At 43.8% G+C, this 13,313-nt stretch carries 14 protein-coding genes; 3 read left to right on the top strand and 11 right to left on the bottom strand.

The genetic code is table 11. The features are described 5' to 3' along the window. Positions 1-69: 69 nt before the first annotated feature. The 5 genes from ACQY73_RS00290 to ACQY73_RS00270 all read right to left on the bottom strand — a co-directional run bounded on the left by ACQY73_RS00290 (position 70) and on the right by ACQY73_RS00270 (position 4,461). On the bottom strand, positions 70-969 hold the full coding sequence (locus ACQY73_RS00290; protein ID WP_428659827.1) for a helix-turn-helix domain-containing protein: 900 nt from the start codon (positions 967-969) through the stop codon (positions 70-72). A 23-nt stretch (positions 970-992) separates the two neighbouring features. Then, positions 993-2,009, bottom strand: coding sequence for an aldo/keto reductase (locus ACQY73_RS00285; RefSeq protein WP_428659824.1), 1,017 nt, complete (start codon positions 2,007-2,009; stop codon positions 993-995). Between the two features lie 296 nt (positions 2,010-2,305). Next, positions 2,306-3,100 (bottom strand): SDR family NAD(P)-dependent oxidoreductase, encoded by a 795-nt coding sequence (locus ACQY73_RS00280; protein ID WP_428659821.1) that lies wholly within the window; start codon positions 3,098-3,100, stop codon positions 2,306-2,308. A gap of 12 nt (positions 3,101-3,112) precedes the next feature. After that, the gene (locus ACQY73_RS00275; RefSeq protein WP_428659818.1) at positions 3,113-3,508 is read right to left on the bottom strand and encodes a DoxX family protein; all 396 of its coding nucleotides are present in this window, start codon (positions 3,506-3,508) and stop codon (positions 3,113-3,115) included. 11 nt (positions 3,509-3,519) lie between these two features. Continuing rightward, on the bottom strand, positions 3,520-4,461 hold the full coding sequence (locus ACQY73_RS00270; RefSeq protein WP_428659815.1) for an NADP-dependent oxidoreductase: 942 nt from the start codon (positions 4,459-4,461) through the stop codon (positions 3,520-3,522). A 90-nt stretch (positions 4,462-4,551) separates the two neighbouring features. Between ACQY73_RS00270 and ACQY73_RS00265 the strand changes: the two genes are divergently transcribed. Then, complete coding sequence (locus ACQY73_RS00265; protein WP_428659812.1) at positions 4,552-5,412, top strand: AraC family transcriptional regulator; 861 nt, start codon at positions 4,552-4,554, stop codon at positions 5,410-5,412. Between the two features lie 38 nt (positions 5,413-5,450). Here the strand turns inward: ACQY73_RS00265 and ACQY73_RS00260 are convergent, their stop codons facing one another. The 6 genes from ACQY73_RS00260 to ACQY73_RS00235 form a co-directional block, all read right to left on the bottom strand. Then, positions 5,451-5,720: a DUF7678 domain-containing protein gene (locus ACQY73_RS00260; protein ID WP_428659810.1), complete on the bottom strand. Its 270-nt coding sequence runs from the start codon at positions 5,718-5,720 to the stop codon at positions 5,451-5,453. A gap of 184 nt (positions 5,721-5,904) precedes the next feature. Then, positions 5,905-6,741, bottom strand: coding sequence for a hypothetical protein (locus tag ACQY73_RS00255; protein ID WP_428659808.1), 837 nt, complete (start codon positions 6,739-6,741; stop codon positions 5,905-5,907). A gap of 64 nt (positions 6,742-6,805) precedes the next feature. Beyond that, positions 6,806-7,582, bottom strand: a complete 777-nt coding sequence (locus ACQY73_RS00250; RefSeq protein ID WP_428659806.1) for a hypothetical protein — start codon at positions 7,580-7,582, stop codon at positions 6,806-6,808. A 308-nt stretch (positions 7,583-7,890) separates the two neighbouring features. Then, a complete protein-coding gene (locus ACQY73_RS00245) occupies positions 7,891-8,265 on the bottom strand; it encodes a hypothetical protein (protein WP_428659803.1) in 375 nt (124 codons plus the stop codon). Between the two features lie 647 nt (positions 8,266-8,912). Beyond that, the gene (locus ACQY73_RS00240) at positions 8,913-11,357 is read right to left on the bottom strand and encodes an ABC transporter permease (protein WP_428668591.1); all 2,445 of its coding nucleotides are present in this window, start codon (positions 11,355-11,357) and stop codon (positions 8,913-8,915) included. Between the two features lie 405 nt (positions 11,358-11,762). After that, positions 11,763-12,038: a hypothetical protein gene (locus ACQY73_RS00235; protein ID WP_428659800.1), complete on the bottom strand. Its 276-nt coding sequence runs from the start codon at positions 12,036-12,038 to the stop codon at positions 11,763-11,765. A gap of 375 nt (positions 12,039-12,413) precedes the next feature. Between ACQY73_RS00235 and ACQY73_RS00230 the strand changes: the two genes are divergently transcribed. Beyond that, on the top strand, positions 12,414-12,677 hold the full coding sequence (locus ACQY73_RS00230; RefSeq protein ID WP_428659797.1) for a hypothetical protein: 264 nt from the start codon (positions 12,414-12,416) through the stop codon (positions 12,675-12,677). 127 nt (positions 12,678-12,804) lie between these two features. Beyond that, on the top strand, positions 12,805-13,170 hold the full coding sequence (locus ACQY73_RS00225) for a hypothetical protein (RefSeq protein ID WP_428659794.1): 366 nt from the start codon (positions 12,805-12,807) through the stop codon (positions 13,168-13,170). Positions 13,171-13,313: the final 143 nt, after the last annotated feature.

Here is a 13,313-nt window from a genome sequence, read left to right as displayed (position 1 = left end):
GTCTTCGGTTGCTCACAACCGAAGATGGCGGAAACTGAAAAACTGAAAAATATAAAAGGGTAATGCCGATTATCTCCTAAACGCCGAGGGGGTCATGTTGGTTTGTTTTTTGAAGAAATGGTTAAAATGCGCCGGTTCTTCAAAACCAAGGCAATAACTGATCTCGGCAATGTTCCAGTTAGTGTGTTTCAATAACGCTTTTGCTTCACTTGCCACGCGCTCGGTGATGTGTCCGGTGGTGGTTTTGCCGGTGCTTGTTTTAATGGCTCGGTTGAGATGGTTTACGTGTACGTTTAATCGCTCCGCAAAATCTTTGGCCGAACGCAGCGCAAACTGCTGCGAAGGTGATTCAATGGGAAATTGTCTTTCCAACAGCTCGGTAAAGACCGCCGCAATTCGGGCGTTTGCGTCTACGTTTTGGTACAGTTTTTCCGAAGGCTGTATCTTCAACGCACAGTGCACGATCTCCATGATGTAATTGCGAATAAGGTCATACTTGAATCGGTAGTCGGAAGGCAATTCTTCCAGCATCTTTTCAAATACTTGGCTCACGTTTCTATCCTGCGCTTCGTCAAGTTTATAGGCGGGTTTGCCGCCCGGTGCGTACATGGGCAATCCGCCCAATCCGGTGCGCAGGTGTTCGCTGAAAAACTCTTCTTTGAAAATACAGAAAAAACCCGAGCGCTCCGTTCCCAATTGTTCAAAAGTGTAGGGTATTCGAGGATTAAAGAACAGCAATGTCGTACCCGAAGCTTCGAGGCTTTTATCGGCATAATGGTACACAAAATGCCCCCTCAGAAGGGAGATTTTGTAGTAGTCGCGGCGGGCGTATCTTATCGGCGGTTTGCCCGGTGCGCCATGATCTTCCATCCGAAAAGCATTGAAATGGCCCAGATCTTTTTGAAGATCATCGGGCATTCCGTTGAATTTATAGCGGTAAAAATCCTCGAGTGTCTCTATGTTCGACATTGCTGTTTTAAATTAAAAATGCCTTATCCCTTACGATCCACGCCCTGACGTTCGATCATCCAGCCGGGGTATTCAGGCGTTAATTTACTGATACCTTCCAAGGTAATGAGTTCTTCCGCCGACAGTGTTATTTCGGTAGACTTGATGTTATCCTCCAGTTGATCAGGTCGTTTGGCTCCGATAATGACCGACGTAACAACGGGTTGATGCAACAGCCACGCCAACGCGATCTGCGCAACGGAAACGCCTTTGGCAGTGGCTATTTCCTGCATGACCTCAACAATATCGTATGCTTTATCTTTGTTCACAGGGGGAAAATCAAACGAAACACGGCGTGAATCTTCGGGCGAAGTATGCCGTCCGTACTTGCCACTCAGTAATCCTCCCGCCAATGGACTCCATACCATCAGGCCCAGTTTTTGGTCGGTCAATAGAGGAACGATCTCGCGTTCAATGTCGCGTCCGGCAATGGTATAATATGCCTGTAATGAAACAAATTTTGCAAAGTGATTGCGTTCCGAAATGCCCAACGCTTTCATGATGTGCCAAGCGGCCAAATTGCTGCAACCAATATAGCGCACCTTGCCGCTGCTGACCAAATTATCTAAGGCATACAGCGTTTCTTCCAACGGGGTGATAGGGTCAAAACCGTGAATTTGATAGAGATCAATGTAATCCATCTGCAATCGTTTCAGGCTTTCATCGACCTGTTGCATGATATGTTTACGCGTCAACCCGGTCTCGTTTGGCCCGGGGCCCATTTTTCCTCTTACTTTGGTCGCAATGATCAGCTCGTCACGGTTCAGTCCCAGATTGCGAACGGCGGCGCCCGTCATTTGTTCGCTGATTCCCTCGCTGTATACGTTTGCGGTGTCAATAAAATTAATGCCGGCATCTACCGACTTTTTGATCAACTCGTCTACTTCGGCCTGCGGAACCGTTCCGATGGCGGTCCAGATACCTTTTCCTCCGAACGTCATGGTTCCAAGGCACAGCTCAGACACTTTGAGCCCTGTATTTCCTAACAAATTGTACTTCATGGTTTTTCTGATTTTTACGGTTGATTGTTGTGAATAATTATTTACTGCATTGAACTGCGTACGAAGCATTGCTTACTAAAAACAAACATAAGGAAATTGAGGTAAGCTTGCCTTGCATTGTTTTAACGCCACAAAAGTACAGGTATCTCCTACGCTGCGGTTTGCCCCAATCAAACGAATACTTGTAAAATTCAAACAATTCCAACCGACCGAAAAACAACGGAAAGGTAGCATAAAACGGGAATACCAACGTCATTTGAACGCTGCTATTCCCGTCTTTATGATTAAGCCTGTTTTTATACAATTGAACGAACCAAGCCACCTTCAGCCCGAATCGCTGCGCCATTAGTGCCGGAAGCCAGCGGACTCACAAGGTACGTAACCATGTTGGCCACTTCTTCTGTGCCGGCAAAACGTTGAATCAACGACGTAGGTCTGAATTCACGGAAAAATTTCGTTTCCATTTCTTCGCCGCTGATGTTGTCCTGCTTGGCAAGGGTATCAATAAAATCACCGACACCTCTTGATTTGGTGGGGCCGGGCAAAACGGAATTGACCGTTACATTGGTTCCTTTGGTCAACTCGGCCAATCCGCGACTGATGGCTAATTGAGCGGTTTTGGTCATTCCGTAATGAATCATTTCGTCGGGAATAAAAATGGCGGATTCACTGGAAATAAAGATGATCCTGCCCCAATTCTTCGCCAGCAGTTTAGGGAAAACGTGCCGCGAAAGGCGCACACCACTCATGACATTCACGTCAAAAAAGCGAAACCAATCTTCGTCCGGAATCTCGGCAAAGGGCTTGGGTTCAAAGATACCCACGTTGTTGACCAGAATATCTACTTCGGGAAGTTCCTGTAATAACTTTACGATATCCTCATTTTTGGAAAAATCCGCCGCAATACCCGAAACTTTCGCATTAGGATATTGTGCGAGTAATTCATCTAACGCAGTATCGACACTTTCTTTGGTGCGACCGTTGATGATGACCGTCGCCTCTTCTTTTATAAGTGCTTCGGCAATGGCAAAGCCGATCCCTGCGGTCGAACCGCTTATAAAGGCTGTTTTGTCTTTCAATTGCAAATCCATAAAAATATATAATTAGGTGTGTTTTACTAAGTTATCCAATGCGAAAGTGTTATTGTGAATAAAATTAAGCAACAACGCAAACAAGCCTGTATGAAGCAATTGCGAAGGAAGCCAATCCCATTTTTCGATCATACAACTGCCGAATATCAATATAAGCATGATCAATGCGCCCAAGTAAAGCGCCTGTCGGGTAAAAAGACCCAGTAGCAATAAAATTCCTGTCACCAACTCCAACACAGGCAATGCATAACTGAAAGGTGTAACCAAGGCAGTGGGCAGCATGGATTTCTCAAAATTTGACAACATCCAGGCGCTGAAACCGGGAAGTTTCGGAACGCGCACCAACCCATGGCCAAACATACTGGCGGCGGCGGCTAAACGAAGTATCAGAAAACTGTGTGTATTCATTCGTTACATTGTTAAACAGTTACCACTACTTTCCCTACGGTCTTACCACTTTCTACCTGATGATGAGCCTGCGCGATTTGGTCAAAGGTAACTATTTTGGAAACGTGCGCTTTCAGGATCCCTTTTTCCAATAAGTCTGCAATGTCTTTCATGTCTTTGCCACTTGAATGCACCATGATGGGGTAGCCATGTACGCCTTTTGCCTCCGCTTTTTGGGTTACGAGATCATTCGCTCCCGAGGGCATACTGATAATGGTTCCGCCGGGTTTGATAACTTTTAAAGATTGGTCGATAGTTTCGCCACCCAAAGCATCCAAGACAAAATCAATTTCTGACACCTCTTTTTCCAAAGATTGTGCTTTGTAATCAATGTGTTGATCGGCTCCCAGACTCAGCACAAAATCTCTGTTGGCCGCCGAAGAAGTTCCTATAACATACGCTCCCAAATAATGAGCAATTTGCACTGCAAAATGTCCGACCCCGCCCGAAGCGGCGTGGATCAATACTTTTTGGCCTGCCTGTACTTTGGCACTGTGGACGACCGCCAACCAAGCCGTGAGGGCTGCCAATGTTGCTGCCGCTGCTTCTTCGTGCGAAATATTTTCGGGTTTTAAAGCCAATTGCGAGGCAGGCACCGCAACGTATTCCGCATACGCTTTTCCGTGTCCGGGAAAATTGACCATCCCAAACACTTCATCTCCCGCTTTAAAATCCGACACATTTGCTCCCATTTCTGTAATAACCCCGGAAATATCCCAACCTAAAATCATCGGCGTCTGATCTTTGATGCGTGCCGCTGCACCTTTGCCGTTACGGGTTTTAATGTCTACCGGATTGATACTAAAGGCTTTGACCTTAACCAATACTTCATTATCATGGAGGGTTGGAACGGGTATTTCTTCCTGAACAAGTTGTTCTACACCACCAAAATCTTTTAATATGATCGCTTTCATTAGTTGTTATTTTAATTGATAGTGCAAAATTATACCAAAAAAAACACCTATTACCTGTACATATCTTCTCTTTATCGGTAAATTTGCGCCATGAAAAGAGAAAGTTTATATGAACCGTTTGAAATAGCATTCAAAACAGTGGATGAATGTCCCAAACCCGGGCACCAACATACTTTTTTTGAATTGATCTATATCGTCTCGGGCACCGGCACCCAATGCATCAACAAAAATAACTTTGCGTACCGCGCAGGGCATTTGTTTTTAATTACGCCGGAAGACTGTCATTCGTTCGACATTGAAACCACAACTCAATTTTTCTTTCTGAGGTTCAATGATATCCACATCCGATCCAATGCTCTGCATTACGGCAACATTCAGCGACTGGAATATATTCTTCAAAATGCCAATCATCAACCGGGATGTATCCTGAAAAATCAGGAAGATAAGTGTTTGGTAAAACCCATCGTGGAAGCCATCATGCGTGAATATATTAGCCGCGACTTATACAATAAGGAGTTGATCCAACATTTAGTGAATACCCTTATCGTTGTGGTAGCGCGCAATATTGCCAAATACATGCCTGAGCAGGTAACCGAAAATACCACCGAAAAAGCGTTGGATATTTTGAGTTACATTCAAAACAACATTTATTATCCCGACAAAATAAGGGCGGAAGTCATCGGTGATTATTTCGGCATTTCAGAAACCTACCTGGGGCGGTATTTCAAAAAACACACGCAGGAAACGATGCAGCAATACATCACCAATTATCGGGTAAAATTAATCGAAGTACGGCTCCAACGCAGCGATCTGCGCATCAATGAGATAGCCGACGAAATGGGCTTCACGGACGAAAGCCATCTGAATAAGTTTTTCAGGAAACAAAAAGGAGTAAGCCCTTCCGAATTTCGAAAAAGCAGAGCAAACTATTCCCTTGAATTAACGGCATAAAGCCTTTAATTCAAACAGTTATAGTGAAGCGGTTTTTATTAATTGTATAACTTCATGATTTTTTGGATGTACGGCTCAAATTCTTTTTTGGGCTTAAGGAGCCATTCGCTGTTATAATCGACTACACAGCCGTTGTTGATTCCTTTTTCACTGTCCCAAATACAAAGCCTGACAATTTTTCCATTGTTAATGCCAAGCTTGGAAGGTGCTTCAATAACATTCACTTCAAAGCGGTATTGGTCAATTTTGCCACCGTACAGCCCGGGCCGGGTAGTTTTAGAAGATTTAAAGAAGGTAAAATTTTTCATAAAGTAGGGTATAAACATACTTTCCTACATACGGGATTTATTCTTTCTTAGATTTACCTGATCAAAATTTAATATACAACTATATTTAATATACAACTATCAAGAAAAGAGTTCAGCATTAGTGCTTTTTAATAAAAAAGCAGCATCTCTGAAGACACTGCTTTCAAAATGAAAAATTTTACTGTTACCGAGTTGTAATTACGCTCATGGGAGCATCGGTTGTATTTCCTGCTATTTTGTTATTTCCAAAAGAATACACCTTGCCCAAACCCACTCCGATTCCGGCCGTATTGTTAAATAATGTTACATTCGAAAGCCGTATCACGGAGGTTGCTGTCTCAGCAACTACTCCTGTTGTGTTCCCCGAAATGGCGCAATTTTCAACGTTGATGATTGCATTGGCTTGAGCACGAATCCCAATTCCAACCCCCTGAATACTGACATTGCTGAGAAAAGCTTTTACCGTATCTGCGGTGGTTGTCATATTTATGCCGGTAATAGCAGCAACTGAGCCACCGATGGTTGTATTTTTAACCGTAAGTATTCCTTTGGCGGTCTTATCAACGGTAATCCCGTTTGCTCCGGCAGCTAAACTCGAAATGGTACAATTTTCAACATGAACCTGCCCACCACCTATGTATCTGATTCCGTTGAGTCCCGTACCTCCACCGTTGATAGAAACACTCCGAATATTGACTACATCAGTAGCGCCGGCATTTATAATAATGCCGTTTGTTCCGGCATTTAAAATTCCGGCCAACGTTCCGTCGCCGTTGATGGTGATAGACTTCGTAATGGTAACAGCCCCAAAGCCTCCGGGATCAAGTACCGAGATCTCTCCTCCTGCCGCCGTTTTTGAGATGGCCCCGGCAAAGGTTTTACATGGTGCCGTACGACTGCACGGGTTGGCATCATCACCTACTCCTGATACCCAAGTGCGGGTAGCTTGGGCGCATAAATGAGTATAGCCAATGATAGTAAATGCGATGGTATAAAGGAAACAGGTATGAATGTTTTTCATTATGATCTTGTGTTAAAAAATGGGAAATTTAATGATTGACCGATTAGTTCAACGAGCCGACTTCTTAAAACCGCCTAATCGCTCGAACCCGGTACGTAGCAACGCTTTTAAGGGCATTGCCCGAAGTGCCAGTACCAAAATCCTGTACATAAACATTTTCAGAAGCCAATCCTTCAGAAACCGAAACCTCTGTTGAACTCCAATAGTTACTGCCGGTAAATCCGCCAATGGCATTTTTTTGGGCATACATAAGATTAAGTTCATTCTTAGAAGGCAAATACCAGTCTCCATACCCATCACTGTCAGTGTATTGAGCTGCAAGCAAAGCGGCATACGTGCCATTTCCCTGACTGTCAATGATCCGATCCGTGTTATATTTCCCACCGTATGCTCCCACTCTAAACGCATTGGCAGTGACATAATCAGTACTTAACCATTTCGTTGCAGCACTTTGGTCTGCGGTTGCCGCTACCAACCCATGTTGCCCTCCGGAGGCAGGATCTATCCAAAACACAATGCCGCCCTGTGCCGTCTGTCCAACCGTATAGGTGATTGGTGATACGGTTGTTGTTTGAAACATTGCTATCCAAGTACTGCCATTGTAACTATAAGGGCCGGCGGGTGTGCAATCGGTGCAATACACCTGTAAGCCGGTAGAAAGCGTCAGGGCATTACGTTGTGAAATGTTCATACGCGGAGGCAATATGCCTTTCGTGGTACTGACGGCGTCAATCAACGAAGTAGTTGCGACCTTGGGGTCTATGGTGACACTGCTTTGAGCAACAGCTCCGGCCCCGCAAATCAAAAGGGTTGCACTAAAAAAAAAGGTAAATTTCTTCATTTGTAATTTGAATAAAGAGTAAAACATAACTGAATTTTTACTGTTGAGTTTACACAGCATCAAGTGCTGTTTTTTTAAGCCAATTAATACCTTCAGTGACCGATAAACACCGGTGACAGGAGATCAAAAACCAAAAGTGCGTTAGGTAGGAAGTAGTTAAACTGATCCGTAGGGAATCAGTTTCGAGAATAGAACTTTATAACGATGAGTCTCAGGGACAGACAACAGTAAAAGTAAGGTTGATTGTTTTATACTTAGTTTTAACAATCTAATTCTTATTGACTCCTGTTGAGTAAATACCCTTACGATTATTGACCAAAAGGCTGTTTCAATTGGTTGATACGATCCAAATACCGGTCCATTGCTTCTTCAAATTGCCGATCATTGATCAGTCCTTTGTCATGACGGGCTTGGAGGTCAGCGACCCACTGAGCGTGGATGTGAATGGTTTTATTGGCAGAAGTGAGAATGAACTGTTCTTTTTCCGATTCCGACAAAGGAATGAGTTGTCCCCTGTTTTCGGCGAGCTTTAATTGACGTAAATACTCTTCATGTTCAAGCCTTTCGCGTTCTCTGCCCTTTTTCAAGAGAGCGTCCATTTCCCTGCGCGTAATGTAATCATACGGCCTTTGCTGCTGAAGAATGTAGATCGTGAGGGAAACAATGATCAAAGCTAAAAGCATAGGAAATGTGTTTAAACAAAAATAACGATTTTTTCTAATTTTCTGCGCTTCCTGTTTGAGCTATCGGTATGGGTGGTTAGGGTCTCATTGATACGAATAGTTCAAAGCGCAAACAGTTAAATCAGTTAACCGGCTCTTGTACTGCATCTCATCCGGAATAACGAGCCGGCTTTTTAACAAAAAAAGCCGTACAACACAGTCGCACGGCTTTAGTTTCATTCCACTTCATCAACTATATAGGTTGGTAATTCCTGTCATGTACAATCAGTAAAAATTCTATATCAGAAAGAGTTAAAATCCGCCCGGCATCGCTAAGCGGATTTTCTCACAAGTACCCCATTGATAGGTAATTCTAACAATGCAATTTACATGCTAAAGTGTCAGTATATTTTTGGTGTCATCTAAAAGTTATCAAGCGGTCTTTTAAAGGCAGTAAAAGCTTCACAGATCGGAATACTCAGTTAATCTTTTGATTGGAGAAAAAGTAAGAGAAAACGGCGATTGGTTTATTTTTCAATGCGTTCACTTTCTGGAGTTGAGATTTTGTAAGCCATGTAATAACTATATGGCTTTCTTTTAAGTGAATTTGCAAATCTTCTACAACAAAACAACCATAAAGTATAGACGTACTAAAAGCTCTGCTTACCCTATTCGCCCTTCAGGACTTCCGCCGGATTACTTTTCGCCGCCTTCATTGTCTGCGATCCGATCATAAGGAATGCGATCAGCAATACCGCCGGCAAGCCAACGAACAACTCGGCAACCTGCACGGGGGTGTGATACGGAAAATTGGTGAGCACAACATTTTCGAAGAAAAAGTACGTTATGGGCAGAGCGATGAATGCCGATATCGACAGCAATACAAGAAAACTGCGGCTCAATAAGTAGATAAGGCTGCCCGAGCTTGCGCCCATCACTTTTCGGATGCTGATCTCTTTCAGTCTGGTTTCGGTAGTAAACGCCACCATTCCGAACAATCCCATTGATGCGATAGAAATGGCCAGGAATGAAAGGAAACCAATGATCTTGATCATGATAGAAAATTCGCTGTATGCCTCTTCTATGGCTTCATCATAGAATTCCGCCTGAAAGGGATGAACACGATCTACCTCCTTCCATGCGGACTTGATCTTGGCTACGGTTGCAAGCATGTCTTTGCTTTGTATTTTGGCATTGATGATTGTTCTATCTTCGGGCGTCCAAGACATGAATGCTACCGGCTCAATGAGGTTGTCGACCTTGCCGTAGTGAAAGTCTTTCATTACGCCAACAATCGTCATTCGGCGATTACTTCCCTGCATATTACTGAATGTGATCTCTTCACCGATGGCTTTTTGTGGGTCATTGAAACCAATGTTAAATCTTTTTAAAACCTGCTCGTTAACGATCACTTCCCCGGCGGCTTTGGCGGTGGTGGGTCGTGTCTTAAAATTCTCCCCGGCAATAAGCTTGTATTCATGCACAGTCAGGTAGTTTTCGTCGACGTTGTTAGTCATGACCAACGCAGAATCGCGCGAATCTTTGTATTTCATATGGCCACCCCAGGCATTGCCAACAGCGGTGATTATCAGCGACCGCGATAGTGCAGTTACTTCCGGCATCTCGGTCAGTTCCTTGAGAAACGCATCCGGTTTGTTGCCCTGCATATTGATGTTCAGGATATTTTCTGTGTTGAATCCCAGGTCGAAGGCAAGGATGTTTTTATACTGCACATAGCCAATGGCAGTTGTTGTGATAAAGATCAAGGTGAGCGTGTATTGAATCACCACCAAGGCACGTCTGAGTGTTACCTGTTTAAATACTTTCACCGACCCGTACGCCGTAACGGGCACATTCCTGAGCGCACTGATCGCGCTGACTTTCGAAAAGAATAAGGCAGGCATAAGACCGGCCACAACCCCTACGGTAATCGAAAAAAAGATAAAGGCTATGACCATAGACACAGTAAGCTCGAGCTTCACCGTACGCTGCATCTCCGGAGCCAGGCTTATCAGCTGCGGCCGCAAAACGAGAAACAGGAGAAATGAAAGAAGAAGGGCTGCCAGAGAGATCATGATCGCTTCCGTCAGGAACTGTTGCCATACCTGATTCTTTCCGGCACCAATCGCTTTGCGAAGACCTACTTCCTTAAAACGTCGCATGGCTCGTGCCATCGAAAGATTGGTATAATTAAAACACGCCGACAATATCACAACGAGTGCCAACCCACCCAGTATCCAAAGCACAATCGGAGGCATATGAGGGCCCACGGAGCCACGCATATCTCTGAGATTCTCTCCGACCACGATCTTGTATAAAGGAAGAAGCTCGAGTTGGATCTCAGAACTTTCTTCAGCAAGATTTTCCTCCTTTGCAATGGCGTCAAGCTGCGACCGAACGGAAGCCATGTCGGTATTTTCCGGCAACCGGAGGTACACGTAGTTCAACGACATATTTGTCCATTTTTCGAAGTTCCGGTCGTTTCGGTTAAGATGCTCGGCCGTTGACATTGATACCAACGCTTCAAAATTCAAATGCGAAAAGAAGGGAACATCCTTCATTACACCGGTCACCCGATAATTGAGTGTATCGAATGTAATCACCTTGCCGAGCGCAGATTCGTTGCCGAAAAGCTTTTTCGCTGCCATCTCCGTGAGAACGATCGAGTAAGGATCTTTCAACGCTGTATCGGGATTCCCTTCCGACATTGGAAATGTAAATATCTTCAACAGCGATGGCTCCGCCCAGTAGCCCTTGATGGGAAGAATATTGTCGCCCACCTTGGCATCCTGTGAAAAGTCGCGTATAATAGCTACTTCCGCGCCGGCGGACCGTTCAATGCCGGTCACTTTTTCCCGGATAAGCTTTCCGGTCTTTATGGAAGTAGAGGCAAACTTACTGCTTTGTTCACGATTGGAAGTCAATACGTTGGTGATGCGATATATCCTTTCGCCATTCCTGTGGAACCTATCATATGAATACAGGTCGAGCACGAACGCGATCAGCAGTAACCCAACGGACATACTGATGGCAAGGCCAACAATGTTAATGAACGAGAACAGCTTGTTGTGCATTAAGTTGCGTCTCGATGTTTTGATGTAGCTTCTGATCATGATCCGATTGATAAAAAGGTTGGCAAATTTTGGTCTTTGTACCGTAGACATTGAATGAAATGCACAGTTTCCATGCTTTCAGGCCTTATTTGGCTATGAAATAGTTTCTGCGGCAAGAATACTAAGGCAGTTTAAGCTGAATAAAAAAATGACGTAAACCGGGATAAAAATGGGATGAATGGCTGTTAATCACAATTCCGAAATAAGTTTTCAAAACTGTTTACCCAATCGGTCCCGTCAAATCATTGTCTCTTAAATCAATATGTCAACCTGTTTGCTTTGATATACCATACTGAGATACTTTAATTTTATCCACCTTCGAGTGACGACATGCAAAGGGAGTTAAAACGAAGAGTACAATTCTCGACCACTACTGTAAAGCCCACCTTTTTCTGTACCTGTGCTTTATTCAGCCAATTGGATTTTTGTTAATTCAAGTGGAACACCGGAAATATCAATAGCTTCATAATTATACGTGGTATCTATTCTGAGCTGTCCGCTGAATACAATAACCAAACCATCCTTTTGATACTTACCGGGTAAATTGCATGGAAGGGCAGGAGCCGTTAAACCCTTTGGAAATGAACGAATCAGTTGGCAATTACACTTAGTAATTATAATATAGAACTGCTTAGAAGCCCGATCCTGTTGCAGGACTCCCATGGCATTATCGTAAGTCATTATGACCTCCTGCTTAGGTGAGACCTCGCAAGGTGATAACGGTTTGACTGATTGACAACAGTTAAGCAACAGACAATAGCTTATTAAAGCACAAAGAAAGGCGACTTTCATACTCCATTTGATTATCGGTTTGTGTAGTAGTGATACGTTTGTCGGTCACATTGCCGGGAATTTACATAATCGGATATTTCATACCCAAAGATATAAAAGAAATCCCGTCTCGGGTCTTCAAAAAATCTTTTGTATCATTGCTTTTATTTGGCATAGATCAATGTTGGGTGTTCATTGTGAAGGGGCAATTTATGTCGCAGAAAAATATGCTCTTTAAGGCAGGTAAAAGCGGGAAAGTCGGGGCTTTTGCAGTAAAGACACACCATGCAGGACAGTACCTTACTACCAATCAATGATTTCGGAGACGGTATACAACTTTTTAAACATTCTGACCTGGATAGCTTTGTACTGATCATCGGCCAAACCGGACAGCGCATTGCCATCAATACCGCTTTTTGGCCTGACATTCCGAGTGCTAAATCAATTTTTGGCGATTTGTTGGAACAGGACGCTAAAACGCTCAGCAGAAGTGACATCGAGCGGATATGTGACTTTCTGGAAAGCTATTATCAACAGGGGGATTTGTAAGTCTACTTGAATAGGCAGAATGGTACTATTTGGCACTTTTCTATAATTTTTAAAATTTTTAGATTATAGAGAATATATCATAAAGTATATTTATAACTTGGCGTTTCCTATACCTATACCTAAGCTTATGAAAATCAAAACCCTTGTATTACAGGACACTTATGGTGTCCGGTCTGTTATTGCGGACGTGATTGATTCTTCAAATTACGATGTCTGCCAAATTGCCGACATTGATATTATGCAGCTTCCAACAATCGTTGACCGACTGCAACCTGATTTAATCCTGTGTCAGGAGCGATTTCGTGAGGTGCTGTTTAAGATGGATAAAGAATTACCCAAGGCCCTGCCGTTTATTTTTTTCGGCGACACGGGACAGACTGCTCCTGTAATGCACATCACCGAAAGACGGGTCGCTTACCTGACTTCGCCATTTGGATCAGGTGTTTTGAATGCGGCGGTACAATTGATGCTTGGCGTGGCAGTAATGCACTAAAGACTACGGCAGAATTTAATACAGGAAACCGGGCACACTGCCATGGGCGGAAATTTTCTCCCATTCCCTGCAAGGGGCATTAAAGTATTGATCCTTTGCTTTAATGCAGTGGGGCATTGCTTTCCTGAAATATTCAACCTTAT

Source organism: Runella sp., from assembly GCF_965279615.1.
In the GTDB taxonomy this organism is placed as follows: domain Bacteria; phylum Bacteroidota; class Bacteroidia; order Cytophagales; family Spirosomataceae; genus Runella.
This window is presented reverse-complemented; position numbering and strand designations above follow the sequence as displayed.

What these genes read in the sequence shown, in the direction of transcription:
- ACQY73_RS00230 (WP_428659797.1), top strand. Translation starts at nt 12,414, where the DNA reads ATGCAGGACAGTACCTTACTACCAATCAATGATTTCGGAGACGGTATA.
- ACQY73_RS00235 (WP_428659800.1), bottom strand. Translation starts at nt 12,038, where the DNA reads ATGACTTACGATAATGCCATGGGAGTCCTGCAACAGGATCGGGCTTCT.
- ACQY73_RS00280 (WP_428659821.1), bottom strand. Translation starts at nt 3,100, where the DNA reads ATGGATTTGCAATTGAAAGACAAAACAGCCTTTATAAGCGGTTCGACC.
- ACQY73_RS00270 (WP_428659815.1), bottom strand. Translation starts at nt 4,461, where the DNA reads ATGAAAGCGATCATATTAAAAGATTTTGGTGGTGTAGAACAACTTGTT.
- ACQY73_RS00250 (WP_428659806.1), bottom strand. Translation starts at nt 7,582, where the DNA reads ATGAAGAAATTTACCTTTTTTTTTAGTGCAACCCTTTTGATTTGCGGG.
- ACQY73_RS00225 (WP_428659794.1), top strand. Translation starts at nt 12,805, where the DNA reads ATGAAAATCAAAACCCTTGTATTACAGGACACTTATGGTGTCCGGTCT.
- ACQY73_RS00275 (WP_428659818.1), bottom strand. Translation starts at nt 3,508, where the DNA reads ATGAATACACACAGTTTTCTGATACTTCGTTTAGCCGCCGCCGCCAGT.
- ACQY73_RS00240 (WP_428668591.1), bottom strand. Translation starts at nt 11,357, where the DNA reads ATGATCAGAAGCTACATCAAAACATCGAGACGCAACTTAATGCACAAC.
- ACQY73_RS00285 (WP_428659824.1), bottom strand. Translation starts at nt 2,009, where the DNA reads ATGAAGTACAATTTGTTAGGAAATACAGGGCTCAAAGTGTCTGAGCTG.
- ACQY73_RS00265 (WP_428659812.1), top strand. Translation starts at nt 4,552, where the DNA reads ATGAAAAGAGAAAGTTTATATGAACCGTTTGAAATAGCATTCAAAACA.
- ACQY73_RS00290 (WP_428659827.1), bottom strand. Translation starts at nt 969, where the DNA reads ATGTCGAACATAGAGACACTCGAGGATTTTTACCGCTATAAATTCAAC.
- ACQY73_RS00245 (WP_428659803.1), bottom strand. Translation starts at nt 8,265, where the DNA reads ATGCTTTTAGCTTTGATCATTGTTTCCCTCACGATCTACATTCTTCAG.
- ACQY73_RS00255 (WP_428659808.1), bottom strand. Translation starts at nt 6,741, where the DNA reads ATGAAAAACATTCATACCTGTTTCCTTTATACCATCGCATTTACTATC.
- ACQY73_RS00260 (WP_428659810.1), bottom strand. Translation starts at nt 5,720, where the DNA reads ATGAAAAATTTTACCTTCTTTAAATCTTCTAAAACTACCCGGCCCGGG.